Source organism: Pseudomonas costantinii, from assembly GCF_001870435.1.
Classification (GTDB): domain Bacteria; phylum Pseudomonadota; class Gammaproteobacteria; order Pseudomonadales; family Pseudomonadaceae; genus Aquipseudomonas; species Aquipseudomonas costantinii.
In genome coordinates, this window is record NZ_MDDR01000035.1 from 33,881 (window position 1) to 56,863 (window position 22,983).

At 58.5% G+C, this 22,983-nt stretch carries 21 protein-coding genes; 16 read left to right on the forward strand and 5 right to left on the reverse strand.

Features of this window, described 5'->3' with window-relative positions:
• From rplO to bfr, 10 genes are all read left to right on the forward strand, one after another.
• On the forward strand, positions 1 to 438 hold the full coding sequence (gene rplO / locus BFL40_RS18855) for a 50S ribosomal protein L15 (protein WP_003176407.1): 438 nt from the start codon (positions 1 to 3) through the stop codon (positions 436 to 438).
• Positions 439 to 1,767 (forward strand): preprotein translocase subunit SecY, encoded by a 1,329-nt coding sequence (gene secY, locus BFL40_RS18860; protein WP_071485371.1) that lies wholly within the window; start codon positions 439 to 441, stop codon positions 1,765 to 1,767.
• Between the two features lie 27 nt (positions 1,768 to 1,794).
• Positions 1,795 to 1,911, forward strand: coding sequence for a 50S ribosomal protein L36 (gene rpmJ, locus BFL40_RS18865; RefSeq protein ID WP_002555468.1), 117 nt, complete (start codon positions 1,795 to 1,797; stop codon positions 1,909 to 1,911).
• A gap of 129 nt (positions 1,912 to 2,040) precedes the next feature.
• The gene (gene rpsM / locus BFL40_RS18870; protein WP_003210063.1) at positions 2,041 to 2,397 is read left to right on the forward strand and encodes a 30S ribosomal protein S13; all 357 of its coding nucleotides are present in this window, start codon (positions 2,041 to 2,043) and stop codon (positions 2,395 to 2,397) included.
• Between the two features lie 30 nt (positions 2,398 to 2,427).
• Positions 2,428 to 2,817, forward strand: a complete 390-nt coding sequence (rpsK, locus tag BFL40_RS18875) for a 30S ribosomal protein S11 (RefSeq protein ID WP_002555466.1) — start codon at positions 2,428 to 2,430, stop codon at positions 2,815 to 2,817.
• An 18-nt stretch (positions 2,818 to 2,835) separates the two neighbouring features.
• The gene (gene rpsD / locus BFL40_RS18880; RefSeq protein WP_003210056.1) at positions 2,836 to 3,456 is read left to right on the forward strand and encodes a 30S ribosomal protein S4; all 621 of its coding nucleotides are present in this window, start codon (positions 2,836 to 2,838) and stop codon (positions 3,454 to 3,456) included.
• 22 nt (positions 3,457 to 3,478) lie between these two features.
• Positions 3,479 to 4,480, forward strand: coding sequence for a DNA-directed RNA polymerase subunit alpha (locus BFL40_RS18885; RefSeq protein ID WP_003176403.1), 1,002 nt, complete (start codon positions 3,479 to 3,481; stop codon positions 4,478 to 4,480).
• A 41-nt stretch (positions 4,481 to 4,521) separates the two neighbouring features.
• The gene (gene rplQ, locus BFL40_RS18890; protein ID WP_003176402.1) at positions 4,522 to 4,908 is read left to right on the forward strand and encodes a 50S ribosomal protein L17; all 387 of its coding nucleotides are present in this window, start codon (positions 4,522 to 4,524) and stop codon (positions 4,906 to 4,908) included.
• Positions 4,909 to 5,156: 248 nt separating this feature from the next.
• Positions 5,157 to 6,596 carry a catalase gene (locus tag BFL40_RS18895; RefSeq protein WP_408003957.1) on the forward strand — a complete coding sequence of 480 codons (1,440 nt, stop codon included), beginning with the start codon at positions 5,157 to 5,159 and terminating at the stop codon, positions 6,594 to 6,596.
• A 155-nt stretch (positions 6,597 to 6,751) separates the two neighbouring features.
• On the forward strand, positions 6,752 to 7,216 hold the full coding sequence (gene bfr / locus BFL40_RS18900; RefSeq protein ID WP_071485373.1) for a bacterioferritin: 465 nt from the start codon (positions 6,752 to 6,754) through the stop codon (positions 7,214 to 7,216).
• A 65-nt stretch (positions 7,217 to 7,281) separates the two neighbouring features.
• Here the strand turns inward: bfr and uvrA are convergent, their stop codons facing one another.
• Complete coding sequence (uvrA, locus tag BFL40_RS18905) at positions 7,282 to 10,116, reverse strand: excinuclease ABC subunit UvrA (RefSeq protein ID WP_071485594.1); 2,835 nt, start codon at positions 10,114 to 10,116, stop codon at positions 7,282 to 7,284.
• A 178-nt stretch (positions 10,117 to 10,294) separates the two neighbouring features.
• Between uvrA and BFL40_RS18910 the strand changes: the two genes are divergently transcribed.
• Complete coding sequence (locus BFL40_RS18910) at positions 10,295 to 11,689, forward strand: MFS transporter (protein WP_071485374.1); 1,395 nt, start codon at positions 10,295 to 10,297, stop codon at positions 11,687 to 11,689.
• A gap of 9 nt (positions 11,690 to 11,698) precedes the next feature.
• Positions 11,699 to 12,217 (forward strand): single-stranded DNA-binding protein, encoded by a 519-nt coding sequence (locus tag BFL40_RS18915; RefSeq protein WP_071485375.1) that lies wholly within the window; start codon positions 11,699 to 11,701, stop codon positions 12,215 to 12,217.
• 66 nt (positions 12,218 to 12,283) lie between these two features.
• On the opposite strand, the gene BFL40_RS18920 is transcribed toward BFL40_RS18915, so the two are convergent.
• On the reverse strand, positions 12,284 to 13,192 hold the full coding sequence (locus BFL40_RS18920) for a LysR family transcriptional regulator (RefSeq protein ID WP_071485376.1): 909 nt from the start codon (positions 13,190 to 13,192) through the stop codon (positions 12,284 to 12,286).
• 103 nt (positions 13,193 to 13,295) lie between these two features.
• On the opposite strand from BFL40_RS18920, the gene tam reads away from it, so the two are divergent.
• A complete protein-coding gene (gene tam / locus BFL40_RS18925) occupies positions 13,296 to 14,057 on the forward strand; it encodes a trans-aconitate 2-methyltransferase (RefSeq protein WP_071485377.1) in 762 nt (253 codons plus the stop codon).
• A gap of 21 nt (positions 14,058 to 14,078) precedes the next feature.
• On the opposite strand, the gene BFL40_RS18930 is transcribed toward tam, so the two are convergent.
• A complete protein-coding gene (locus tag BFL40_RS18930) occupies positions 14,079 to 14,642 on the reverse strand; it encodes a cysteine hydrolase family protein (RefSeq protein WP_071485378.1) in 564 nt (187 codons plus the stop codon).
• 96 nt (positions 14,643 to 14,738) lie between these two features.
• On the opposite strand from BFL40_RS18930, the gene BFL40_RS18935 reads away from it, so the two are divergent.
• Positions 14,739 to 15,710, forward strand: coding sequence for a GlxA family transcriptional regulator (locus BFL40_RS18935; RefSeq protein WP_071485379.1), 972 nt, complete (start codon positions 14,739 to 14,741; stop codon positions 15,708 to 15,710).
• Positions 15,711 to 15,723: 13 nt separating this feature from the next.
• Here the strand turns inward: BFL40_RS18935 and BFL40_RS18940 are convergent, their stop codons facing one another.
• A complete protein-coding gene (locus BFL40_RS18940) occupies positions 15,724 to 19,980 on the reverse strand; it encodes a DEAD/DEAH box helicase (protein ID WP_071485380.1) in 4,257 nt (1,418 codons plus the stop codon).
• A 166-nt stretch (positions 19,981 to 20,146) separates the two neighbouring features.
• Here BFL40_RS18940 and BFL40_RS18945 point away from each other — a divergent pair, with 166 nt between their 5' ends.
• Together BFL40_RS18945 and BFL40_RS18950 are read left to right on the forward strand one after the other, a co-directional pair.
• Positions 20,147 to 21,037: a sugar nucleotide-binding protein gene (locus tag BFL40_RS18945; RefSeq protein ID WP_074851622.1), complete on the forward strand. Its 891-nt coding sequence runs from the start codon at positions 20,147 to 20,149 to the stop codon at positions 21,035 to 21,037.
• A gap of 118 nt (positions 21,038 to 21,155) precedes the next feature.
• Positions 21,156 to 22,127 (forward strand): hypothetical protein, encoded by a 972-nt coding sequence (locus tag BFL40_RS18950; RefSeq protein ID WP_071485382.1) that lies wholly within the window; start codon positions 21,156 to 21,158, stop codon positions 22,125 to 22,127.
• 135 nt (positions 22,128 to 22,262) lie between these two features.
• Here BFL40_RS18950 and BFL40_RS18955 read toward each other — a convergent pair whose 3' ends face one another.
• Positions 22,263 to 22,961, reverse strand: coding sequence for an OmpW/AlkL family protein (locus BFL40_RS18955; RefSeq protein WP_071485383.1), 699 nt, complete (start codon positions 22,959 to 22,961; stop codon positions 22,263 to 22,265).
• Between the last annotated feature and the right edge of the window lie 22 nt (positions 22,962 to 22,983).

A 22,983-nucleotide genomic window follows, 5' to 3' on the forward strand; every position in this document is an offset into this window, starting at 1 on the left:
ATGAAGCTCAATGATCTGAGTCCAGCGCCGGGTTCCCGTCGCGAAAAGCATCGTCCGGGCCGTGGTATCGGTAGCGGTTTGGGTAAGACTGGTGGCCGTGGCCACAAAGGTCAAACCTCCCGCTCCGGTGGTACCATTGCTCCAGGCTTTGAAGGCGGTCAACAGCCGCTGCATCGTCGCCTGCCTAAGTTCGGTTTCGTATCCCTGAAAGCCATGGACCGCGCAGAAGTGCGTCTGTCTGAGCTGGCTAAAGTGGAAGGCGACATCGTTACTGTGCAGACCCTGAAAGATGCCAACGTGATCAACGTCAACGTACAGCGTGTGAAAATCATGCTGTCCGGTGAAGTGACTCGCGCTGTCACTATCGGCAAGGGAATCGGCGCCACCAAAGGTGCGCGTTCGGCTATCGAAGCAGCTGGCGGCAAGTTCGAGGAATAAATGGCTAAGCAAGGTGCTCTCTCAGCGCTCGGCAAAGGCGGTATGTCTGAACTTTGGGCTCGTCTGCGTTTTCTGTTCCTGGCGATTATCGTCTACCGAATAGGCGCACACATCCCGGTTCCAGGTATCAACCCGGACCGACTCGCAGACCTGTTTCGACAGAATGAGGGGACCATTCTTAGCTTGTTCAACATGTTTTCTGGCGGCGCGCTGGAACGGATGAGCATCTTTGCGTTGGGGATCATGCCGTACATTTCGGCATCGATCATCATGCAACTGATGACCGCCGTCAGCCCGCAGCTGGAGCAGTTGAAGAAGGAAGGTGAAGCTGGCCGTCGCAAGATTAGCCAGTACACCCGCTACGGCACTGTCATCCTCGCTCTGGTTCAAGCTATCGGCATGTCCGTTGGCCTGGCCGGGCAGGGTGTTGCGTTCACTGGTGACTTTGGCTTCTATTTCGTCGCGGTATCCACTTTTGTGGCTGGTGCGATGTTCATGATGTGGCTGGGTGAGCAGATTACTGAGCGTGGTGTTGGTAACGGTATCTCGATGTTGATTTTCGCAGGTATCGTCGCCGGTCTTCCGAGAGCAATTGGGCAGTCTTTCGAGTCTGCACGTCAGGGTGATATTAATATCTTCGCCTTGGTTGCCATCGGTTTGCTGGCAGTAGCGATTATCGGTTTTGTGGTGTTCATTGAGCGTGGCCAGCGTCGTATTGCTGTTCACTACGCCAAGCGTCAGCAGGGCCGCAAGGTCTTTGCCGCGCAGACCAGCCACTTGCCGCTGAAAGTGAATATGGCCGGTGTTATTCCGGCAATTTTCGCGAGCAGCATTTTGCTGTTTCCGGCTTCGTTGGGTACCTGGTTTGGTCAGTCTGAAAATATGGGCTGGCTGCAGGACCTCTCTCAGTCGATCGCTCCTGGTCAGCCGTTGAATATTCTGCTGTTTAGTGCAGGGATTATTTTCTTCTGCTTCTTCTATACGGCGTTGATGTTCAATCCGAAAGACGTAGCGGAAAACCTGAAGAAGTCCGGTGCCTTTATTCCGGGTATCCGTCCGGGTGAGCAGTCTGCACGCTACATTGATGGTGTTCTGACTCGTTTGACCCTGTTCGGTGCTCTATATATGACGGCCGTGTGCTTGCTTCCCCAGTTCCTGGTGGTTGCAGCAAACGTTCCGTTCTACCTTGGCGGGACCTCGTTGCTGATCGTGGTCGTGGTTGTGATGGACTTCATGTCCCAAGTACAATCGCACCTCGTTTCGCACCAGTACGAATCCCTGATGAAGAAAGCCAACCTGAAGGGTTACGGCAGCGGCATGTTGCGCTGAGTACCCATAAGGTTCGAGGAGTTGGTGATGAAAGTTCGTGCATCGGTGAAAAAGCTGTGCCGTAACTGCAAGATTATTCGCCGCGAAGGTGTTGTTCGAGTAATTTGCAGCGCGGAACCGCGTCACAAACAGCGCCAAGGCTGAGTGTGATCCGCTTGAAGCCCGGCAGCTAGTGCGCTGCCGGGTTGATTATTTGTTATTACAGCGATATTATCTCGCGCCCTATTTCTTGGCTTCCGGGGCGTAGGTAGCTGTCAATTGGAGTCCCACTGAATGGCCCGTATTGCAGGCGTTAACATTCCAGATAACAAGCACACTGTTATCTCGCTGACCTACATCTATGGTGTTGGTCGCACTACTGCGCAGAAAATTTGCGCAGACACTGGGGTAAACCCAGCCGCAAAGATTAAAGATCTGAGCGACGAGCAGATTGAGCTGTTGCGTGGCGAAGTGGCGAAGTTCACCACTGAAGGTGACCTGCGTCGCGAAATCAACATGAAAATCAAGCGTTTGATGGACCTCGGTTGCTACCGTGGTCTGCGTCATCGTCGTGGTCTTCCAGTGCGCGGTCAGCGTACCAAGACTAACGCGCGTACCCGTAAAGGTCCGCGTAAGCCGATCCGCAAGTAATCGCCCACGCGAATCGACAGGAAAATTATCATGGCAAAACCTGCTGCTCGTCCTCGTAAAAAAGTTAAAAAGACAGTGGTTGATGGCATCGCCCACATCCATGCTTCTTTTAACAATACCATCGTGACCATCACCGACCGTCAAGGTAACGCGCTGTCTTGGGCTACCTCTGGTGGTTCGGGTTTCCGCGGTTCCCGCAAGTCCACCCCGTTTGCTGCTCAAGTAGCTGCTGAACGTGCTGGTCAAGCTGCGCTGGAATACGGCCTGAAAAACCTCGACGTCAACGTCAAAGGTCCAGGTCCAGGTCGTGAGTCTGCTGTCCGTGCTTTGAACGGCTGTGGCTATAAGATCGCCAGCATCACCGACGTGACGCCAATCCCGCACAACGGGTGCCGTCCGCCGAAGAAGCGCCGCGTGTAATCCAGGAGATTGTAAAGAATGGCTCGTTACATTGGTCCAAAATGCAAACTCGCTCGTCGCGAAGGCACCGATCTCTTCTTGAAGAGCGGCGTGCGCGCGATCGAATCGAAGTGCAACATTGAAGCAGCACCTGGTATCCACGGCCAACGCCGCGGTCGCCAGTCCGATTACGGCACCCAACTGCGTGAAAAGCAGAAGGTCCGTCGTATCTACGGCGTTCTCGAGCGTCAGTTCAGCGGCTACTACAAAGAAGCTGCTGGCAAGAAAGGTGCAACCGGTGAAAACCTGCTGCAACTGCTCGAATGCCGTCTGGACAACGTTGTATACCGTATGGGCTTTGGTTCGACTCGTGCCGAATCCCGTCAGCTGGTATCGCACAAATCCGTCAGCGTAAACGGCCAAACCGTTAACGTTCCGTCCTACCAGGTTCGTGCTGGTGACGTAGTCGCGATTCGCGAGAAAGCAAAAAACCAACTTCGCATTGTCCAAGCTCTCGATCTGTGTGCCCAACGTGGCCGCGTAGAATGGGTAGAAGTAGACACTGAGAAGAAGTCGGGCGTTTTCAAGAACGTTCCTGCTCGCAGTGATCTGTCCGCCGACATCAACGAAAGCCTGATTGTCGAGCTCTACTCCAAGTAAGGGCTAGAAAATAGGTGCATCCATGCAGATTTCGGTAAATGAGTTCCTGACACCCCGCCACATTGATGTGCAGGTTGTCAGTCCAACCCGCGCCAAGATCACTCTCGAGCCTCTCGAGCGTGGTTTTGGCCACACCCTGGGCAACGCGCTGCGCCGCATCCTGTTGTCCTCAATGCCCGGCTGTGCAGTAGTCGAGGCCGAGATTGACGGTGTGCTCCACGAGTACAGCGCCATCGAAGGTGTACAGGAAGACGTAATTGAAATCCTGTTGAACCTTAAAGGTCTGGCTATCAAGCTGCACGGCCGTGACGAAGTTACGCTGACCTTGTCGAAGAAGGGTTCGGGGGTGGTTACCGCTGCCGATATTCAGCTGGATCATGATGTCGAGATCGTTAACCCCGATCACGTAATCGCTAACCTGGCGTCTAACGGCGCCCTGAACATGAAGCTCACCGTAGCTCGTGGTCGTGGTTATGAACCGGCCGACTCGCGTCAGAGCGATGAAGACGAAAGCCGCAGCATTGGTCGCTTGCAGCTTGACTCTTCGTTCAGCCCGGTTCGCCGTATCGCATACGTGGTGGAAAACGCCCGTGTCGAGCAGCGTACTAACCTGGACAAGCTGGTTATTGATCTGGAAACCAACGGTACTCTGGATCCTGAAGAGGCTATCCGTCGCGCTGCAACCATTCTGCAACAGCAGTTGGCTGCGTTCGTCGACCTCAAAGGTGACAGTGAACCAGTGGTAATCGAGCAGGAAGACGAGATCGATCCGATCCTGCTTCGCCCGGTTGACGATCTGGAACTGACTGTACGTTCGGCTAACTGCCTTAAGGCGGAAAACATTTACTACATCGGTGACCTGATTCAGCGTACCGAAGTAGAACTGTTGAAGACTCCGAACCTGGGCAAGAAATCCTTGACTGAAATCAAGGACGTTCTGGCCTCCCGCGGTCTGTCCCTCGGCATGCGCCTCGACAACTGGCCGCCTGCAAGTCTTAAGAAGGACGACAAGGCGACTGCCTGATCGTCGTAATCACCGAACGTGAGTTTGGTAAGGAATGAACCATGCGTCATCGTAAAAGTGGTCGTCACCTGAGCCGTACCAGCTCGCACCGCAAGGCCATGTTTCAAAACATGGCGGTGTCGCTGTTCGAGCACGAGCTGATCAAAACTACACTGCCGAAAGCTAAAGAACTGCGTCGCGTTGCTGAGCCGCTGATCACTTTGGCCAAGACAGACAGCCTGGCTAACCGCCGCCTGGCTTTCGACCGTACTCGTTCGAAAGCTATCGTTGGTAAGCTCTTCAACGACCTGGGCAAGCGTTACGCTACCCGTGAGGGTGGCTACCTGCGCATCCTCAAGTGCGGTTTCCGCGCTGGCGACAACGCGCCTATGGCGTACGTCGAGTTGGTTGATCGTGCTACTGCCGGCGAAGCTGTAAGCGCCGAGTAAAACGATAAGCTGTAACGAAGAACCGGGCCTAGTGCCCGGTTTTTTGTGGGCGGAAGAAAACCGGACTATATTCCTCACGTCGCTGCCGACGTTCTGATTAAACCAATAGCTATTTGCTCTGGCGGTTCATTAGTTATTCTCTATCAAAGTCCATGATTTAATGAATTTGATGGTGTCATCTTGATGGTCAATACTCCCTCCTAGCCGATTAGCCGGCAGTTCCTAGACTGACCTGAGGAAGATTGAGCATGAGTACAATCCTTACTACCGCCAGCGGAGCACCCGTTGCCGACAACCAGAACTCCCGGACCGCCGGCCCGCGTGGCCCGTTGCTCCTCGATGACTTTCATCTGATCGAGAAGCTCGCGCACTTCAACCGTGAAAACATTCCTGAGCGCCGTGTACATGCCAAGGGTTCGGGCGCCCACGGTACGTTCACGGTCACCCGCGATATCACCCAGTACACTCGCGCCAAGCTGTTTGAGGCTGTTGGGAAGCAGACCCCAACCTTCCTGCGTTTCTCCACCGTTGGTGGCGAGCGCGGTTCGGCGGATACGGCTCGTGATCCGCGCGGTTTCGCCTTGAAGTTCTATACCGAAGAGGGTAACTGGGACATCGTTGGCAACAACACGCCAGTGTTCTTCATTCGTGACCCGCTGAAGTTTCCGGACTTCATTCATACCCAAAAGCGTTTGCCGCAAACGAACCTCAAAAGTGCACAGATGGTCTGGGACTTCTGGTCGCTCTCTCCAGAGGCATTACACCAAATCACAATTTTGTTCTCGGATCGTGGCACCCCAGATGGCTACCGTCATATGCATGGCTTCGGGAGTCATACCTACAGTTTGATCAATGCCAAAGGCGAGCGCCATTGGGTCAAGTGGCACTACAAAACCAAGCAAGGTATCAAGAACCTGACACCTGAGGAGGCGACTCGCATTGCTGGCACTGATCCTGATTACGCTCAGCGCGATCTGTTTAGCGCCATTGAGCGCAAAGACTTTCCCAAGTGGAGTGTCAATATCCAGGTCATGACCGAGGCTCAGGCCGCTGCTCACTACGAAAACCCCTTCGACGTGACCAAAACCTGGTCGCAGCAGGAGTTTCCGTTGATCGAGGTTGGCGAACTGGAGCTGAACCGTAATCCAGTGAATTATTTTGCTGAAGTCGAGCAGGCATGCTTTGGCCCTAGCAACATGGTTCCGGGTGTTGGTTTGTCGCCAGACCGCATGCTTCAAGGTCGTGTTTTCGCTTATGCGGATGCTCACCGCTATCGTGTAGGCACCAACCACCAACAGTTGCCGGTCAATGCGCCATTAAGTCCGGTCAATAACAATCAGCGTGACGGCTCCATGTCCTTTGGTTACGGTGGCGCGTCTCCTAACTATGAGCCAAACAGCTTTGCTGATGCGCCAAAACAAGCACCACAGTACGCTGAGCCATCTCTGGCGCTGAGCGGCGCTGCAGATCGTTATGATCAGCGCGAGGACACTGACTACTACAGCCATGCCGGTGCGCTGTATCGATTGATGGACGATGGTCAGAAAACCCTACTGATCAACAACATTGCCGGTGCCATGGCTGGAGTGACCAGCGATGTGGTCCAGCGGCAGCTGCAGCACTTTGTCAAAGCCGATGCTGATTACGGGCAGCGCATCGCAAGAGCATTGGGCGTAACGATTAGCTGACTCTAAACGAGAAGCAGAACCGCCCTCATTAGGGCGGTTTTTGCGTTATTTCAGCTACTTTTCTCAGAAAATCTTCACTTTTCTGCCGTTGGTCCCGTGACCTCCAAGTCATCATGGTTCAAACTACAGACTTTCAAGCAGGGAGATGTAGGGCGATGCAAGGTCATCCCGACGTAATCGATTACCTCAACACGTTGCTGACGGGCGAACTGGCAGCTCGTGACCAATATTTCATCCATTCGCGCATGTACGAAGACTGGGGCTTTACTGAGCTCTACGAGCGTATCAACCACGAAATGGAAGAAGAGGCACAGCACGCCGACGCGCTGATGCGCCGTATCCTGATGCTCGAAGGCACGCCGCGTATGCGTCCTGACGACCTGGATACCGGCACCACGGTGCCTGAGATGCTCGCCAGCGACTTGCGCCTCGAATACAAGGTACGTGCCGCACTCTGCAAGGGCATTGAGCTCTGCGAGCAGCACAACGACTATGTCACCCGCGAAATCCTGCGAGTACAGTTGGCAGACACCGAAGAAGATCATACCTACTGGCTGGAGAAGCAGTTGGGCCTGATCAAGCTGATCGGTCTGGAGAATTACCTGCAATCGCAGTTCTGATTCCCGGCTACAAAAAAGCCCCTGTCACCGCAAGGTGACAGGGGCTTTTTCATGAGCCCGATAAGTCAGGCTTTGTCGCGCGCCAACAGAGGTTTCAAGTAGTAACCGGTGTGCGACTGCGGCATTTCGGAAACCTGCTCCGGCGTACCCACCGCAATGATCTGGCCGCCCTTGGAGCCGCCTTCCGGCCCCAGGTCTACCAGCCAGTCAGCAGTCTTGATCACATCCAAGTTGTGCTCAATCACCACCACAGTGTTGCCGTGATCACGCAGGCGGTGCAGTACGTCGAGTAGTTGCTGAATATCTGCGAAGTGCAGGCCCGTTGTCGGTTCATCGAGGATGTACAGGGTCTTGCCCGTATCGCGCTTGGACAGCTCACGAGATAGTTTCACGCGCTGTGCCTCACCACCAGACAGCGTGGTCGCCGATTGCCCCAGCTTGATGTAAGACAGGCCGACATCCATCAGCGTCTGCAGCTTGCGCGCCAAGGCCGGGACCGCGTCGAAGAACACCCGCGCTTCCTCGATGGTCATCTCCAAGGTTTCGTGGATGCTCTTGCCCTTGTACTTGATCTCCAGGGTTTCGCGGTTGTAACGTTTGCTTTTACACACATCGCACGGCACGTAGATGTCCGGCAGGAAGTGCATTTCAACCTTGATCAGGCCATCGCCTTGGCACGCTTCACAGCGCCCGCCCTTAACGTTGAACGAGAACCTGCCCGGCCCATAACCCCGTGAGCGTGATTCCGGAACACCAGCGAACAGCTCACGAATCGGCGTGAACAGCCCGGTGTAGGTCGCCGGGTTGGAGCGCGGAGTACGGCCAATAGGGCTCTGGTCGATGTCGACCACCTTGTCCAAGTGTTCCAGGCCCTTGATGCTGTCGTGGGCAGCCGCTTCCAGTGTGGTTGCGCCGTTCAAGGCGGTCGCACTCAGGGGGAACAGCGTGTTGTTGATCAGCGTCGACTTGCCCGAACCGGAAACACCGGTCACGCACGTCAGCAGGCCGAGAGGAATTTCCAGGTCGACATTGCGCAAGTTGTTGCCGCGCGCGCCCTTGAGGTGCAGTGCCAGCTTCTTGTTGCGCGGTGTGCGTTTGGCTGGGACTTCAATTTTCACGCGGCCAGAGAGGTATTTGCCAGTCAGCGAGTCCGGATGGGCCATGACTTCGGCTGGCGTCCCCTCGGCGACAATATGCCCACCGTGCACGCCGGCGCCCGGGCCAATGTCGACCACATAATCCGCCAGGCGAATCGCGTCTTCATCGTGCTCAACCACGATCACCGTGTTACCGATATCCCGCAAATGCTTCAGCGTTCCCAAGAGGCGGTCATTGTCCCGCTGGTGCAAACCAATCGACGGCTCATCGAGGATGTACAGCACGCCCACGAGGCCTGCGCCAATCTGGCTGGCCAAACGAATCCGCTGGGCCTCGCCACCCGACAGCGTATCGGCGCTGCGGTCCAGTGACAGATAGTCCAGGCCAACGTTAACCAGGAACTGCAGACGCTCACGGATCTCCTTGAGGATCTTGTCGGCAATTTCGCCACGGCGTCCCGTCAGCTTCAGTACACCAAAGTACTCACAGGCATCGCCGATCGGCAGGTTGGTCACCGCCGGCAATGTCTTCTCACCAACCCATACATGCCGCGCCTCGCGACGCAGGCGAGTGCCTCGGCAATCCGGGCATGGTTGGGTGCTGAGGAATTTCGCCAGCTCTTCTCGCACGCTCGCCGACTCAGTCTCGCGGTAGCGACGCTCCAAATTCGGCACGATCCCTTCGAACGGGTGGGAGCGTTTAACGATATCGCCGCGGTCGTTCAGGTATTTGAAGTCGACGTTCTGCGAGCCACTGCCATGCAGAATAACTTTCTGTTGTTCCGCTGGCAGTTCGTTGAAAGGCACTTCCAGGCTGAATTTGTAGTGAGATGCCAACGACCCCAGCATCTGGAAGTAGTAGACGTTACGCCTGTCCCAGCCGCGTATCGCACCCTCCGCCAGCGTCAGGTCACCGTTGACCAGGCGCTTGATGTCGAAGAATTGCTTAACCCCCAGGCCATCACAGGTCGGGCAAGCACCTGCCGGGTTGTTGAAGGAAAACAGCTTGGGTTCCAGCTCGCTGATGGCATGGCCGCAGATCGGGCACGCGAAGCGCGCGGAGAAGATGATCTCTTCGCCCGGCTCATCATCCATCGGCGCCACCAGGGCAATACCGTCCGCCAGCTTCAAGGCGGTTTCGAACGATTCCGCCAAGCGTTGCTGCAGGTCCGCCCGCACTTTGAATCGGTCGACCACGACATCAATGGAGTGCTTCTTCTGCTTGTCGAGCTTCGGCGCTTCATCCAGCTCATAAAGTTTGCCGTTGATGCGCGCGCGCACAAAACCTTGCGCACGCAGCTCTTCGAAGACGGAAAGGTGTTCACCCTTACGCTCGCGAATCACCGGTGCCAGCAGCATCAGCTTGGCGCCTTCCGGCTGGGCCAGCACCAGGTCGACCATCTGGCTGACGGTTTGGGCTTCCAGGGGAATGTCGTGGTCCGGGCAACGTGGAATACCCACCCGCGCATACAGCAAGCGCAGGTAGTCGTAGATTTCGGTAATGGTGCCCACGGTGGAGCGCGGGTTGTGGGAGGTCGACTTCTGTTCGATGGAAATCGCCGGCGACAGGCCTTCAATGGTGTCGACGTCGGGCTTTTCCATCATCGACAGGAACTGCCGGGCATAGGCCGACAGCGACTCCACATAGCGCCGCTGGCCTTCGGCATACAGCGTATCGAATGCCAGGGACGATTTGCCGGACCCGGACAAGCCGGTGATGACGATCAGTTTGTCCCGGGGCAGGGTCAGGTCGATGTTCTTCAGGTTGTGGGTTCTAGCCCCACGAATCAGGATCTTGTCCAAGATGGCCTCGCACGGCGGGCGTAAATAATGCAGGAGTATACGGCTAAAGACTGGATGAATATACACCGTCAAAAGGCCGCTTGCAGCCTTACATGAAAGCTGCGCGGCAAAGCGCCGCATATACCCTCTCAATCGATGGGACTGGTAGAATCGCCGCCGGTTCACACGAGGTTTTTCCATGCACGATCCCCACAGCGAACGCATGAGTAGCGGCGAGACCCGAGCGGCAAGCGGTCTGGCCCTGGTGTTCGCCTTCCGTATGCTTGGCATGTTTATGGTGTTGCCGGTGCTGGCGACCTATGGAATGGATCTCGCAGGAGCGACCCCCGCCCTGATCGGCCTGGCCATTGGCGCCTATGGCCTGACCCAGGCGATTTTTCAGATTCCGTTCGGGATCATTTCCGACCGTATTGGCCGCCGCCCGGTGATTTACCTCGGGCTGATCGTGTTCGCCCTCGGCAGTGTGCTCGCGGCGCAGTCAGACTCTATCTGGGGCGTGATTGCCGGCCGCGTCCTGCAAGGCGCCGGGGCGATTTCCGCGGCGGTGATGGCGTTGCTCTCGGACCTGACACGTGAACAACACCGCACCAAAGCGATGGCCATGATCGGCATGACCATCGGCCTGTCGTTCGCCGTGGCCATGGTCGTCGGTCCATTGTTGACGCGCGCGTTTGGTTTGCACGGGCTATTCTTCGCAACGGGGGGAATGGCGCTGTTTGGCATTGTGATCGTGGCCTTTATGGTGCCGCGCTCCACCGGCACGTTGCAGCACCGTGAGTCGGGCGTTGCGCGCAAGGCGTTACTTCCGACGCTCAAGCACCCGGACCTGCTGCGCCTGGATTTAGGTATCTTTGTGTTGCACGCAATGCTGATGTGCAGCTTCGTCGCTTTGCCCTTGGCCCTGGTCGAAAAAGCCGGCTTGCCCAAGGAGCAACACTGGTGGGTCTACCTCACCGCGCTGCTGATTTCGTTCTTCGCCATGATCCCGTTCATTATCTATGGCGAGAAGAAACGCAAAATGAAACGAGTTTTGCTCGGCGCCGTCGCGACGCTGATGCTCACTGAGCTATTCTTCTGGAAGTTCGGCGACAGCCTGCGAGCGCTGGTAGTCGGCACGGTGGTGTTCTTCACCGCGTTCAACCTGCTGGAGGCTTCATTACCTTCGCTGATCAGTAAAGTTTCACCGGCCGGTGGCAAGGGCACGGCGATGGGGGTGTATTCCACCAGCCAGTTCCTCGGTTCTGCATTGGGCGGCATCATGGGTGGCTGGATGTTCCAGCATGGCGGTTTGTCGGTTGTGTTCCTGGGATGCGCAGGTCTGGCTGCCCTCTGGCTAGCCTTTGCTGTTACCATGCGCGAACCTCCCTATGTGACGAGCCTGCGTTTGCCGTTATCGCCAGAAGCGATCCGCGAAGCCGGTCTGGTTGAGCGCCTTAAGGCCGTCGTTGGGGTTACGGATGCCGTGGTTATTGCTGAAGAAGCCGCCATCTACATCAAATTGGACACCGAATTATTGGATCGCGCGACGCTCGAGCAACTGGTCAACCCAGTGCCGACAGCGCGCCCAGCCTAGGAGAACGTTATGGCCCGTGGGGTTAACAAAGTCATATTGGTCGGTACTTGCGGCCAGGATCCCGAAGTTCGCTACTTGCCTAACGGTAACGCCGTGACCAACCTGAGTCTGGCGACCAGCGAGCAGTGGACCGACAAGCAGACCGGCCAGAAGGTCGAGAAAACCGAATGGCACCGTGTGTCGATGTTCGGCAAGGTGGCAGAGATCGCGGGTGAATACCTGCGTAAAGGTTCGCAGGTCTACATCGAAGGCAAACTGCAAACCCGCGAGTGGGAAAAAGACGGCATCAAGCGTTACACCACTGAAATCGTGGTCGACATGCAAGGCACCATGCAACTGCTGGGCGGCCGTCCACAGGGCGACCAACAGGGCCAGGGCGGCATGTCCAACTCGGCTCCGCGTCCACAGCAGCAGTCCCGTCCGCAGCCAAGCCAGCAGCCACAGCGTGAGTCGCGTCCAGCGCCACAACAGGCCGCTCCGCAACCGGCTCCGGATTTCGACAGCTTTGATGACGATATCCCGTTCTAGGCCTAACGCCCGGAACGAGCAAAACCCCCGTTGGCCAAGGCCTCGGGGGTTTTTTATTGCCCGTGATCAGGCGTCCCTCGAGGCCGCCGTCACCACCATCTCCTTGAACCGCCGCAAGACCGCCGAGCCGTCACCGATCCGCGTCGCCAAATGCAGCGGCGCTACCAGGCTCTGGCATTCCGTCAGTTCCCGATAGACGATGCCGTCTCCACGCAACCGTTGCATTGATGCCGGCACGATGGACACCCCAAGGCCCGCCGCCACCAGGCTCAATGTCGCGGTCATGCGCGGCGCCTCCTGGACCACCTGCGGGCTGAACCCCGCCTCACGGCAGGCCACCAGAATCGCGTCATACAAACCCAGCCCCACGCGTCGTCGATAGAGCACGAAAGATTCAGTCGCCAATGCCGCCAAGGGCAGGGGAGATGCCGAGTCGATTGCCAGCGGATGATCAGTGGGCAGCGCCAAGAGCATGGGCTCCACCAGGATCGGTTCGTCCTGCAGCGATTGAGTACCGCTGAGCGGCGAACGGATAAACGCCGCGTCGAGTTTTTCATGCACCAGTGCGTCCAACAGTTCGCCTGTGCCCGCTTCCTCGAGCACCGCCGAGACGCCGACAAAGGTCTCGCGAAACAGGCGCAACACGCTGGGTACGAACGGGTGCAGCGCGGCAGAGCTGGTGAAACCGATCGCCAATCGGCCCCGCTCACCCCGCGCGGCGCGGCGCACCACATCGGCTACGCCGTCCACCTGGGCGAGAATGGCCCGGGCTTCATCGAGCAATGCCAGCCCGGCGGTGGTAGGGCGCACGCCACGGGGCAGGCGCTCCATCAACATTACGCCCAGCTCGGCCTCAAGGCTTTGCAGCATCCGCGTCAACGGTGGCTGCTGCATCCCCAGGCGTTCTGCTGCGCGGGTGATATAGCCTTCCTCGGCAATCGCTACAAAGGCTTTAAGCTGGCGAAGCTCCAACATAGGGATACTTTTCAGGTATGGGAGGGCTCCAATCCTGGCATTTGTTCTCATGGCTCACAAGATTTAGGCTGTCACCAACCTCTAAAAAAGAAGGAAAGCCGCGATGACCTGGTCAGCCAAGCAGTACAGCCTGTTTGAACAACAGCGCACCCGTCCCGTCCGTGACCTGGTCGCGGCCATTCCGAATACCGAAGTACGTACCGCCGTTGACCTGGGTTGCGGCCCTGGCAACTCCACCGAAGTGTTAGCCGAGCGCTTCCCACAGGCGCACGTCACCGGCATGGACAGTTCCGACGATATGTTGGTCGACGCCCGCAAGCGTTTGCCGGCACTGAACTTCGAGCTGGCAGATATCGGCGCCTGGAATCCTGGGCAAACATTCGATGTGATCCTGGCGAATGCCTCACTGCAATGGCTGCCCAACCACGCCACGCTTTACCCGCATCTGGTTGACCAATTGACGCCTGGCGGCACGCTGGCCGTGCAAACCCCGGACAACCTGGATGAACCTGCTCACCGGCTCGCTCGTGAAGTCGCGGCCGATGGTCCATGGTCTGCAAAGATCGGTGCGGTTAAACACAATGAGCGGCACACGGCGAGCTACTACTTTGAGCTGCTGAGCAAACACTGCAGCACCGTCGACGTGTGGCGTACCACCTACCAGCATCCGTTGGCGGATCACGCAGCGGTGGTGGAGTGGTTCAAGGGTTCGGCATTACGACCGTTTCTCGCACCGTTGACCGATAGTGAAAAAGCCGCTTTCTTACAGGAGTACCAGGCGCGGATTACCCAGGCTTATCCTGCCCTGAGTGATGGCACCGTATTGCTGCCATTTCCGCGCCTGTTCATCATCGCTACCCGTTAAGGCCAGTCAAACAAGTGGCGGTCATGCCGCCGCCGCTTGTGCCTTCAAATACTCATCCGCCGACACCACGCCCGCATACGCAAAGGCCAACGATGCCATGTAGGCCCCGTGCACTTGCGCCGCCGGAATCACCTGCCCATTGAACTCCAGGTCCCGCGTGGCACATGCGTCGTGGATGACCGTGACCTTGTAGCCCAAGTCCGCCGCCGCCCGCACCACGCCGTCGATGCACATATGGCTCATGCTGCCGACCACCACCACGTCGGTGATGCTGCGTTGTTCCAGCAACGCCCGCAGATTGGTCTCGCGGAACGCATTCACGAAGTGTTTAAGCACCACCGGTTCATTACCCTCGTTCAGCACCTTGGCATGCAGATGCGCGCCCTCGGAGCCCGGTGCGAAGAACGGTGCGTCTTCGGACGTGAACTCATGGCGCACATGAATCACTGCGTCCCCCGCCTGGCGAAATGCCTGCAACACCTGAGCAGCCTTGTCCGCCGCGGCCTCCACGCCGTCTAGCGGCCACTTGCCCTGGGGGAAGTAGTCGTTCTGGATATCGATTAGGATGAGCGCGTGCTTAGCCATGTGTGTTGCCTCGTGATGGGTTGATGGGCCCAGTATCTTAGCTGGCGCCGGGGCCGGGGATTGGCTGCACCGACAATAACAGGGGGAAAACTGACAATGGCTGTGGAACGCTCGATCGTTGAGCTGGGTGTGTTGATCTACGAGGGCGCGCAACTGGCGGCGGTGCATGGCTTGACCGACCTGTTCGGCGTCGCCAACCGGATTGCCGCCGAACACCAGTCCGCGCAGTTACCTCTGCTGCGAGTCAGCCATTGGCAAGTGGACGCCGATGGTACACCTACGCGTGTATTCGACAGCCACCCCGGCCCGGAGCAGCCAATGATGGCCGTGCTGGTGCCACCGTCGATTGGCGAGTTCACCGAAAAGCAGTCACCGCCTGCGTTGCTGGAATGGATTCGCCAGCAACACGCTGGGGGGACTGTGCTCGGAGGCGTGTGCATCGGGTCGATCATGCTGGCACGCAGTGGGCTGTTGGACGGGCGCAGCGCTACCACTCACTGGTCTTCCGCCACATCCTTCGCCAGTCGTTACCCGGCCGTGCGTCTGGAAGCGGATAAACCCATCGTCGACGACGGTGACTTGATTACGACTGCTGGCCTGATGGCCTGGTCCGAACTGGGCCTGCGTTTGGTTGACCGCCTGATGGGCCCGAGCATCGCTGCCGACACCGCGCGCTTCCTGGTGATTGAACACAGTGACAGTGCCAGCCAATGCGGCAGCAACTTTGCGCCGATTCTGGGGCATGGCGACAGCGCGATTCTCAAGGTTCAGCATTGGTTGCAAACCAGCGGTGCGGTGGATGTTTCCGTTGCGGCGATGGCGCAGGAGGCGGGTCTGGAAGAGCGCACTTTTCTTCGGCGTTTTCGCAATGCCACGGGCTTGAAACCTACCGAATATTGTCAGCACCTGCGTGTGGGCAAGGCGCGGCAGATGCTGGAGTTCACCAACGGCACCATCGACCATATCGCCTGGACCGTGGGCTATCAGGACCCCAGCGCTTTTCGCGCCACCTTCAAGAAGATTACCGGCCTGGCACCCAGTGACTACCGCAGCCGGTTTGGCGTGTGAGTCATGCTCGAACTCAATGCCTGATCAATTTTTGCTGCACCAACCCGGCGGCCTGCTGATCCAGTTCCAATAGCACCTGCTGTTTACCGCCAATCATCGCCGCCGCCGGCAAGCCATCGCGGTACACAATCCGATTACCGCTCAACGCCGGTACCTTGCTGCCGGGCAGCAGCGTGCCCACCAGGTTCAGTGGATCAGCCCCGCACACGGCAATCAAACTGCCGTCTTGGGGACGACGCCTTACTTCGCGCAGCAACGGTATCGCCTCCGGCAGCGCGAACTGCTCGCCCGCCAACCCACTCACAAACCGTCCGCCGCGAATCTCGCCGCGCGCCTCCAGCCGATGGAACGTGCGCAGCAACTCGCGCCAGCTCGGCAACCAATCCGCCTCACGCTCCAGCAACCGCCAGAACACCACGCCATAACGGCGCAGCAGAGTCATTGCCACATGCTCCAGCGTCTCGGCCGAGTGTGGGCCGGCAGCTGTCGACGAACGCCGTACCAAGGCCCAGCGCCCGGCGTCGTCCATGCCGCCGACAAACGCCCCACGCCCACGGCGACTGCTGCGCGCCTGGCGCTTACTCGCTGGCGTGGTCAAGGCTCGCAGGCCGGCGAAGCTGTCGGCATTTGCCAGCCCGGCGCCCACCAGTTCCTGCAAGGCGGTTTCCAGTTCGCTGCGCAGCAGATGGGCTTCGTGCACCAGTTCATCGAAAAACAGCGCGCCGTGGTCGCTCAGGGCCTGATGGACTTTCTGCGCCTTGGGCGACAGTGTCGTGGCGTCGGTGAGTTCGGTCAGCCCGCTCCATAGCGCCACCTGGCCGCGCGGCAGCAACACCACGGGTGTACTGCGCAATGCAATGGCGCTGGCCTTGTTGTTCAGACGCGTCCACACCCACTTGCCGCTGCGGCATAACTCGTCGAGCCAGGTGGATGAGTAATCTTTAAGCCGCGCACTGAGCAAGTCACTGTCCCAGGCCGAGGCCGCAGCGGCATAACCTTCGAACTGCCCGACGATCTGCGCCAACATCGTGCTGCCCTGGCCGCGCGTGCCCTCGGACAGGTGCTGCCAGTCGAACAGGAAACGCATGAAGTCCTGCAACGCCACCGGTTCGATTTCCCGGCGCAGGCGCTTGACTGTATAGCGATGAATACGAGCCAGCAGGTGACGTTCGCACCATTGTTCGTCGCTGGCGCCGGGGCTGAAACGACCGCGCAGCACGTAGCCTTCCTGCTCCAGGCGGGTGAGTGCCTGGGTCACGTCGGCCACCCGTAAAGCCAGTGGCGCGGCGATCTCGCTCAAGGTCAGCGGGCCAAAACCACCGAGGCGGGCGCGCAGCACTTCCACCAGTGCTTCATCAAAGGCCCAGGGTTCATCGAAGCCGGGCAACAGCGGTAAATCGTTGGGGTAGATCGCCTGCAAACAACTCAAGCGTTCCACGGCTACCCACAGGCCGTTGTGCAATTGATAGGCGCGCCCACCTTTGGCCAGGGCGTGCAGCCACTCATCCCATTGCGGCGTGACTTCGCTGGCGGCGATGCACGCCAGGCTCATCAACGCCTCATGCATTTCGTCCAGGCTATAGGGCGCCGGCCACGCTTCTTCGCACACACCGGCGATCGCGTCTGCATCCAGCGCGCCAAGGTCGTCGGTGCTCTGCGGGTCGCTCCAGCGCCGGTTGAGCACGGCCTGGGTGCGGCGTTCTTCCAGCGGCGCGTCGTCGAGAAAGGTGTAGGGGCGCGCGCTGAGAATTTCGGCGGCCATGGGTGACGGCGCAGGTAAATCACGGCTGATCAGGCGTACTTCGCCGCGCTCCATGCGCCGCAGCAGGGCCAGCCAGCCGTGGCTGTCCATGGCTTCGTGCAGGCAGTCGTCGAGGGTCTGTTCCACCAGCGGGTGGTCGGGCACTTCACGCTCGCCTGCGAGGTTTTCCAGGCAAGCAATCTGGTCGGGAAATACGCTGGCGATCAGGTCTTCGCTTTTCATGCGTTGGATCTGCGGCGCCACTTTGCGCCCGCCGGTATAACGCGGCAACGCCAGGGCCACGCTCGCGTTCCAGCGCCAGCGTACGCCGAACAATGGCGCATCCAGCACAGCCTGGATCAGCAGGTGTTCGGCGCTATTGCTGTTGAGATAACGCCACACTTCATCCAGCGCAAAACTGTGGCTGGTGGACAGCGACAGCACGATCGCATTTTCGCTGGCCGCCGCCTGCAACTCGAAATTGAACGTACGGCAAAAACGCTTGCGCAGCGCCAGGCCCCAGGCACGGTTGATGCGACTGCCGAATGGCGTGTGGATGATCAACTGGGTGCCGCCGGACTCGTCGAAAAACCGCTCCATGATCAACGTGTCCTGGGACGGCAAAGCACTCAGGGCCAGACGTGCGCGGGCGAGGTAATCCAGCAGTTGCTCGGCGCTGGCGCGGTTCAGGCCCAAGGTTTCGGTGAGCCAGTCGAGGGCCGGTTGCAGGTCGCCCGGCGTCTCGCTGAGCAAGGCATCCAATTGCCCCTGGAAACGCGCGACCGCCGCCGACAATTCGTTACTGCGGCCCGGTGCCTCGCCGAGCCAGAAGGGGATGGTCGGCGGCTGGCCGTGGGCATCCTCGACGCGCACCTTGCCGGTTTCTACCCGCAAGATCCGGTAGGACGTATTACCGAGCTGGAAGATATCCCCAGCGATGCTTTCCACCGCGAAGTCTTCGTTGACACTGCCGATATTCAGGCTCTGGGGCTCCAGCAGCACGCTGTAGTCGGCGTTGTCGGGGATGGTGCCGCCGCTGGTCACGGCGGTCAGCTTGGCGCCACGGCGGCCGCGCAGTGTGCGGGTCACGGCGTCGCGGTGCAGGTAGGCGCTGCGGATGCCCTGGCGGCCGTTGTAGCCGTCGGCGAGCATTTGCAGGAGTGCCTGGTAGTGGCGTTCATCCAGCTCGGCGTAGGGTGAGGCGCGGCGGATCAGGTCCAGCAGCGCCTGCTCAGAGCATTCCCGGGCGCTGACTTCGGCGACGACCTGTTGGGCCAGTACGTCCAACGGTGCCACCGGGATTTGCAAGGTGTCCAGCTCGCCCCGGCGTACGCAGTCGAGCAGGGCGGCGCATTCGATCAGGTCATCGCGGGTCGTCGCGAACAGGCGCCCCTTGGGTGTGCCGCCGACCTGGTGCCCGGATCGTCCGACCCGTTGCAGAAAACCGTTGATCGAACCGGGCGAGCCGATCTGGCACACCAGGTCGACATCGCCGATATCAATCCCCAGCTCCAGGGAGGCGGTGGCGATCAACACTTGCAACTCACCGGCCTTGAGCCGTTGTTCGGCATCCAGGCGCAGTTCCTTGGCCAGGCTCCCGTGGTGAGCGGCCACGGCGGCCTTGCCCAGGCGTTCGCTCAAGTGCCGGGCCAAACGTTCGGCCAAGCGCCTTGTGTTGACGAAAATCAGCGTGGTGCGGTGTTCGCGGGCAAGGGTCGAGAGGCGGTCGTAGACCAACTCCCAGACATCGTTGGCCATCACCGCAGAGAGCGGCACCGGCGGCACTTCAATATCCAGGTCGCGCGGGCGGGCGTGGCCGATATCAACAATGTCGCAATCACGGTCAGTGCCTACCAAAAAGCGCGAGACCGCACCGATGGGCTTTTGCGTGGCCGATAGGCCAATGCGCGTCAGCGGCTCGGCGCACAAGCCTTGCAGGCGCTCCAGGCTCAAGGCCAGGTGGCTGCCGCGTTTGCTGGCCGCGATCGCGTGGATTTCGTCGACGATTACCGTGCGCGTACTGGCGAGCATGTGCCGACCGGAGTCCGAGCCCAGCAGCACATAGAGCGACTCCGGGGTGGTCACCAGGATATGCGGCGGGCGCTTGCGCATCAGCACGCGGTCTTTTTGCGGGGTGTCGCCGGTGCGCACCGCGGTGCGAATAACCAGCGGCGGCAGGCCCAGGCGTTGCAACTGCTCGGTGATGCCGGTCAGCGGGTTTTGCAGATTGATCTGGATGTCGTTGGACAGCGCCTTGAGCGGCGACACATACACCACCAGGGTTTCATCCGGCAGTTCACCGCCACTGGCCAAGCCTTGGTGGACCAGGTCATCCAGTACCGCGAGAAACGCCGTCAGCGTCTTGCCGGAGCCGGTGGGCGCGGCGATCAGGGTCGAACGGCGCTGGCGAATCAGCGGCCATGCCTGGGCCTGGGCGCTGGTCACCGAAGGAAACGTGCTGCGGAACCAGGCGCTGACGGCGGGGTGGAAGCCGTTCAAGACACTGTCCGTGGGTTCGGGAAGGTTCATGCTTCAGTTATGCCGCCGCCTCCAACAAGTTGCAACCCCGCACTTTATCCGTGACGGTTGCGCTACAAACCCGCAAAATGCAACGATTCTGGCAAATACCTACGGCAGGCTTCACTGGGCTGCCGACAATAGCCATCGTTCCAAACAGACCGGGCCTGCTCAATCTATGCGAATGCGCCTTATGTTATTGGGCGGCGGGAATGCCCTCGGGCAGGCGCTGATTCGCCTCGGTGCAGAGGAAGACATCGGTTTCCTCGCACCCAAACCGCCCCAAGACGGCTGGGATGCCGCGAGCCTCACCCAATTGCTCGACGACACCCGTCCCGATGCGTTGATCAACCTCGCCTACTATTTCGACTGGTTCCAGGCCGAAGCGGTCAGCGAAACCCGCTTGGCCGCCCAGGAGTTCGCCATCGAACGCTTGGCCGAACTGTGCCAGCACCACAACATCACCTTGCTGCAACCGTCCAGTTACCGTGTGTTCGATGGCTCCCGCGCCACCGCCTACAGCGAAAAAGACGAGCCTGTGCCCTTGGGCCTGCGCGGCCAGGCGTTGTGGCGTATCGAGCAAAGTGTGCGCGCCACCTGTCCGCAACATGTGTTGCTGCGCTTTGGCTGGTTACTGGATGACAGCATTGATGGCACGCTTGGGCGCTTCCTGGCCCGGGCCGAGAAGCCGGATGAGTTACTGATGGCGGACGACCGTCGTGGCAACCCGACACCGGTGGACGATGCCGCGCGGGTAATCATCTCGGTGCTCAAGCAACTCGATTGCGCGGCGCCGCTGTGGGGCACTTATCACTACGCCGGTCACGAGGCGACCACGCCGTTGGCGCTGGGCCAAGCGATTCTCACTGAAGCGCGCAACTTCCATCCGCTGGCTATCGAGTCTCCCACCGCCCAGGCGCATGCCGCTCGGCCGGATGCGGCTGATGAGCCGCAACACGCGGTGTTGGCCTGCAAGAAAATCCTCCACACCTTTGGCATCAAGCCACGGGCATGGCGGGCGGGTTTGCCGGCGTTGTTGGACCGGTTCTACCGGCATGGGAAAACATAAAAAGGTGCCGGTTAGGCGCTGTTCTTGAATAAGGGTTTCACTGCTATAACCGCAGTGAAAGCTTAGTCACTTTTAAAGCCTACTTACAGTTTACATTCACCTTATGGAGATTTTTTAAATGGATGTTGCTGCAGTCATTGTTGAGCAGCTTGACTCGAATGGGACGCTGCGAACGTTTCGTATGCAAGCCAAGTACCCCCAGCCGCTGATTGTTGCGTTCGCCGGTGAGTATGATGAGTCCAGAAGTGGCCCGTTCCATTTTTTAGATAATGGTCACGAACGTGAATTTCAGAAAGCGTTTGCTAAATGCGATAGCCGTCGCTTATCCCATTCAAAATTTTCAAACAAAAATGGTACTTATCACTTTGTTTCGTCTTGGGCTGGGATTCCAACGAAGGAGTATCGCCTTAGTTACTATGCTCTCTGCCTTCCAGAGCATGCTATACCCTCAAAGGTAGTGTTCTGCGACCCGAGAAACAATCGAGAGTACAAAAAATCTATCGTTCGTGATGATCATCGGCAGAGGTTTATTCTTTACCTTGAGTGCCGCTCTTCATTTGGTACTTTCGATTTTTCTTTAGAGGTGGATTTCCTGATTTCGTCCGAAAAGTTCGCGGTTGCCGAGTTTAAAGACGACACTACAACCCCTTGCGGTGTGCACGTAGATGTCTACGAAAACTCGATTCCGTGGGAGCAAAGGTTGGAAGTCAAAAATTTTCTTATTGGGAATGTTTCCATGGGTGATCAATACTATGTAACGGGACAGGCTGGAGCTGTCGGCCCCAATGCCTCCGCTCAAGGCAATACTTTTACTCAAGTACTGCAGCCGGCACTGTCTAGCCTGGATCTACCTGCGCTTGCAGTGGAGCTTGCGACACTTCGCCGATTTATGCGTGAGCACGCTACTGATGTTGAACACGACCAAGCAGTTGCCAGTATCGGTGCCGCAGAAAATGCAGCAAAGGTACAAGACGGCGCAAAGGTGTTAGAACATCTGAAGTCCGCCGGAAAGTGGGCATTTGATGTGGCAACAAAAGTGGGGGCTGACGTAGCGGCTAAAACAATTCAAATAGCTCTTGGGTTGCCGTGAATGTCTATTCGGACTTCTGCAAGGTGAGTTTGCGTGTTTAAGTAATGTAAGGCCTGTATTTGAGCGGCCGAAAAGTTGAGCAAAAAAAGGCCCTGCAAAACAGGGCCTTGTTTTTTGAAAGATTGAGAGTCTATATCAAAACTTGTAGCCGATACCCACCATGTAAACCATCGGATCCACGTCCACATTGACCTTGGCGCGTGTGCCTTGGCCCAGCGCGTTGTTGTCCACGGTGGCCTTGGTGCTGATGTCGATGTAGCGCGCCTGGGCGTTGATCATCCACTTGTCGTTGATCATGTAGTCGGCGCCGATCTGCGCGGCCCAGCCCCAGGAGTTCTCAGCCTTGAAGTTGCTGAAACCGGCTTGTTCGGCGCGGCTGCCGACGTGCTCGTCATAGATCCAGGTGTAGTTGATACCCGCGCCCACATACGGTTGGAACGCCGACTTGTTGTCCAGCGGGTAGTACACGACGCTCAAGGTCGGCGGCAGGTGCTTCAGGGTGCCGAGCTTGCCGTTGGCGGCGCCCAGGGCGGTGTTCTTGATACTCACGTCGTGCTCGAACGGCGTGGCCGCCAGCAGCTCGATACCGATGTGGTTGGTCAGCATGTAGGCGAAGTTCAAGCCCAGCTGGGTGTCGCTGCTCATGGTCGCTTTGCCGCCCAGGTTGGTGCCCGCCAATGGACCTTGGTCAACCTTGACGCTGCTGCTGTCGGCCTTCGGATTCACGGTGATTGCACCCGCGCGAATCAGAATGTCACCGGCTTCGTGAGCGTGAACGGCGGGGGCGGCGAGGGCGAGCGCGAAGAGGGACGCGCCGAGCAGGGACTTGTTCATGGGAGCTCCAAAAGGACGTTAA

Excerpts from the sequence above, each read along its gene's own strand:
- rpsM (WP_003210063.1), top strand. The coding sequence starts at position 2,041 with ATGGCCCGTATTGCAGGCGTTAACATTCCAGATAACAAGCACACTGTT.
- BFL40_RS18935 (WP_071485379.1), top strand. The coding sequence starts at position 14,739 with ATGGCTGTGGAACGCTCGATCGTTGAGCTGGGTGTGTTGATCTACGAG.
- BFL40_RS18955 (WP_071485383.1), bottom strand. The coding sequence starts at position 22,961 with ATGAACAAGTCCCTGCTCGGCGCGTCCCTCTTCGCGCTCGCCCTCGCC.
- BFL40_RS18920 (WP_071485376.1), bottom strand. The coding sequence starts at position 13,192 with ATGTTGGAGCTTCGCCAGCTTAAAGCCTTTGTAGCGATTGCCGAGGAA.
- BFL40_RS18895 (WP_408003957.1), top strand. The coding sequence starts at position 5,157 with ATGAGTACAATCCTTACTACCGCCAGCGGAGCACCCGTTGCCGACAAC.
- rpsK (WP_002555466.1), top strand. The coding sequence starts at position 2,428 with ATGGCAAAACCTGCTGCTCGTCCTCGTAAAAAAGTTAAAAAGACAGTG.
- BFL40_RS18885 (WP_003176403.1), top strand. The coding sequence starts at position 3,479 with ATGCAGATTTCGGTAAATGAGTTCCTGACACCCCGCCACATTGATGTG.
- BFL40_RS18945 (WP_074851622.1), top strand. The coding sequence starts at position 20,147 with ATGCGAATGCGCCTTATGTTATTGGGCGGCGGGAATGCCCTCGGGCAG.
- rplQ (WP_003176402.1), top strand. The coding sequence starts at position 4,522 with ATGCGTCATCGTAAAAGTGGTCGTCACCTGAGCCGTACCAGCTCGCAC.
- BFL40_RS18930 (WP_071485378.1), bottom strand. The coding sequence starts at position 14,642 with ATGGCTAAGCACGCGCTCATCCTAATCGATATCCAGAACGACTACTTC.
- BFL40_RS18910 (WP_071485374.1), top strand. The coding sequence starts at position 10,295 with ATGCACGATCCCCACAGCGAACGCATGAGTAGCGGCGAGACCCGAGCG.
- rpsD (WP_003210056.1), top strand. The coding sequence starts at position 2,836 with ATGGCTCGTTACATTGGTCCAAAATGCAAACTCGCTCGTCGCGAAGGC.
- BFL40_RS18915 (WP_071485375.1), top strand. The coding sequence starts at position 11,699 with ATGGCCCGTGGGGTTAACAAAGTCATATTGGTCGGTACTTGCGGCCAG.
- bfr (WP_071485373.1), top strand. The coding sequence starts at position 6,752 with ATGCAAGGTCATCCCGACGTAATCGATTACCTCAACACGTTGCTGACG.
- BFL40_RS18940 (WP_071485380.1), bottom strand. The coding sequence starts at position 19,980 with ATGAACCTTCCCGAACCCACGGACAGTGTCTTGAACGGCTTCCACCCC.
- rplO (WP_003176407.1), top strand. The coding sequence starts at position 1 with ATGAAGCTCAATGATCTGAGTCCAGCGCCGGGTTCCCGTCGCGAAAAG.
- BFL40_RS18950 (WP_071485382.1), top strand. The coding sequence starts at position 21,156 with ATGGATGTTGCTGCAGTCATTGTTGAGCAGCTTGACTCGAATGGGACG.
- tam (WP_071485377.1), top strand. The coding sequence starts at position 13,296 with ATGACCTGGTCAGCCAAGCAGTACAGCCTGTTTGAACAACAGCGCACC.
- secY (WP_071485371.1), top strand. The coding sequence starts at position 439 with ATGGCTAAGCAAGGTGCTCTCTCAGCGCTCGGCAAAGGCGGTATGTCT.
- rpmJ (WP_002555468.1), top strand. The coding sequence starts at position 1,795 with ATGAAAGTTCGTGCATCGGTGAAAAAGCTGTGCCGTAACTGCAAGATT.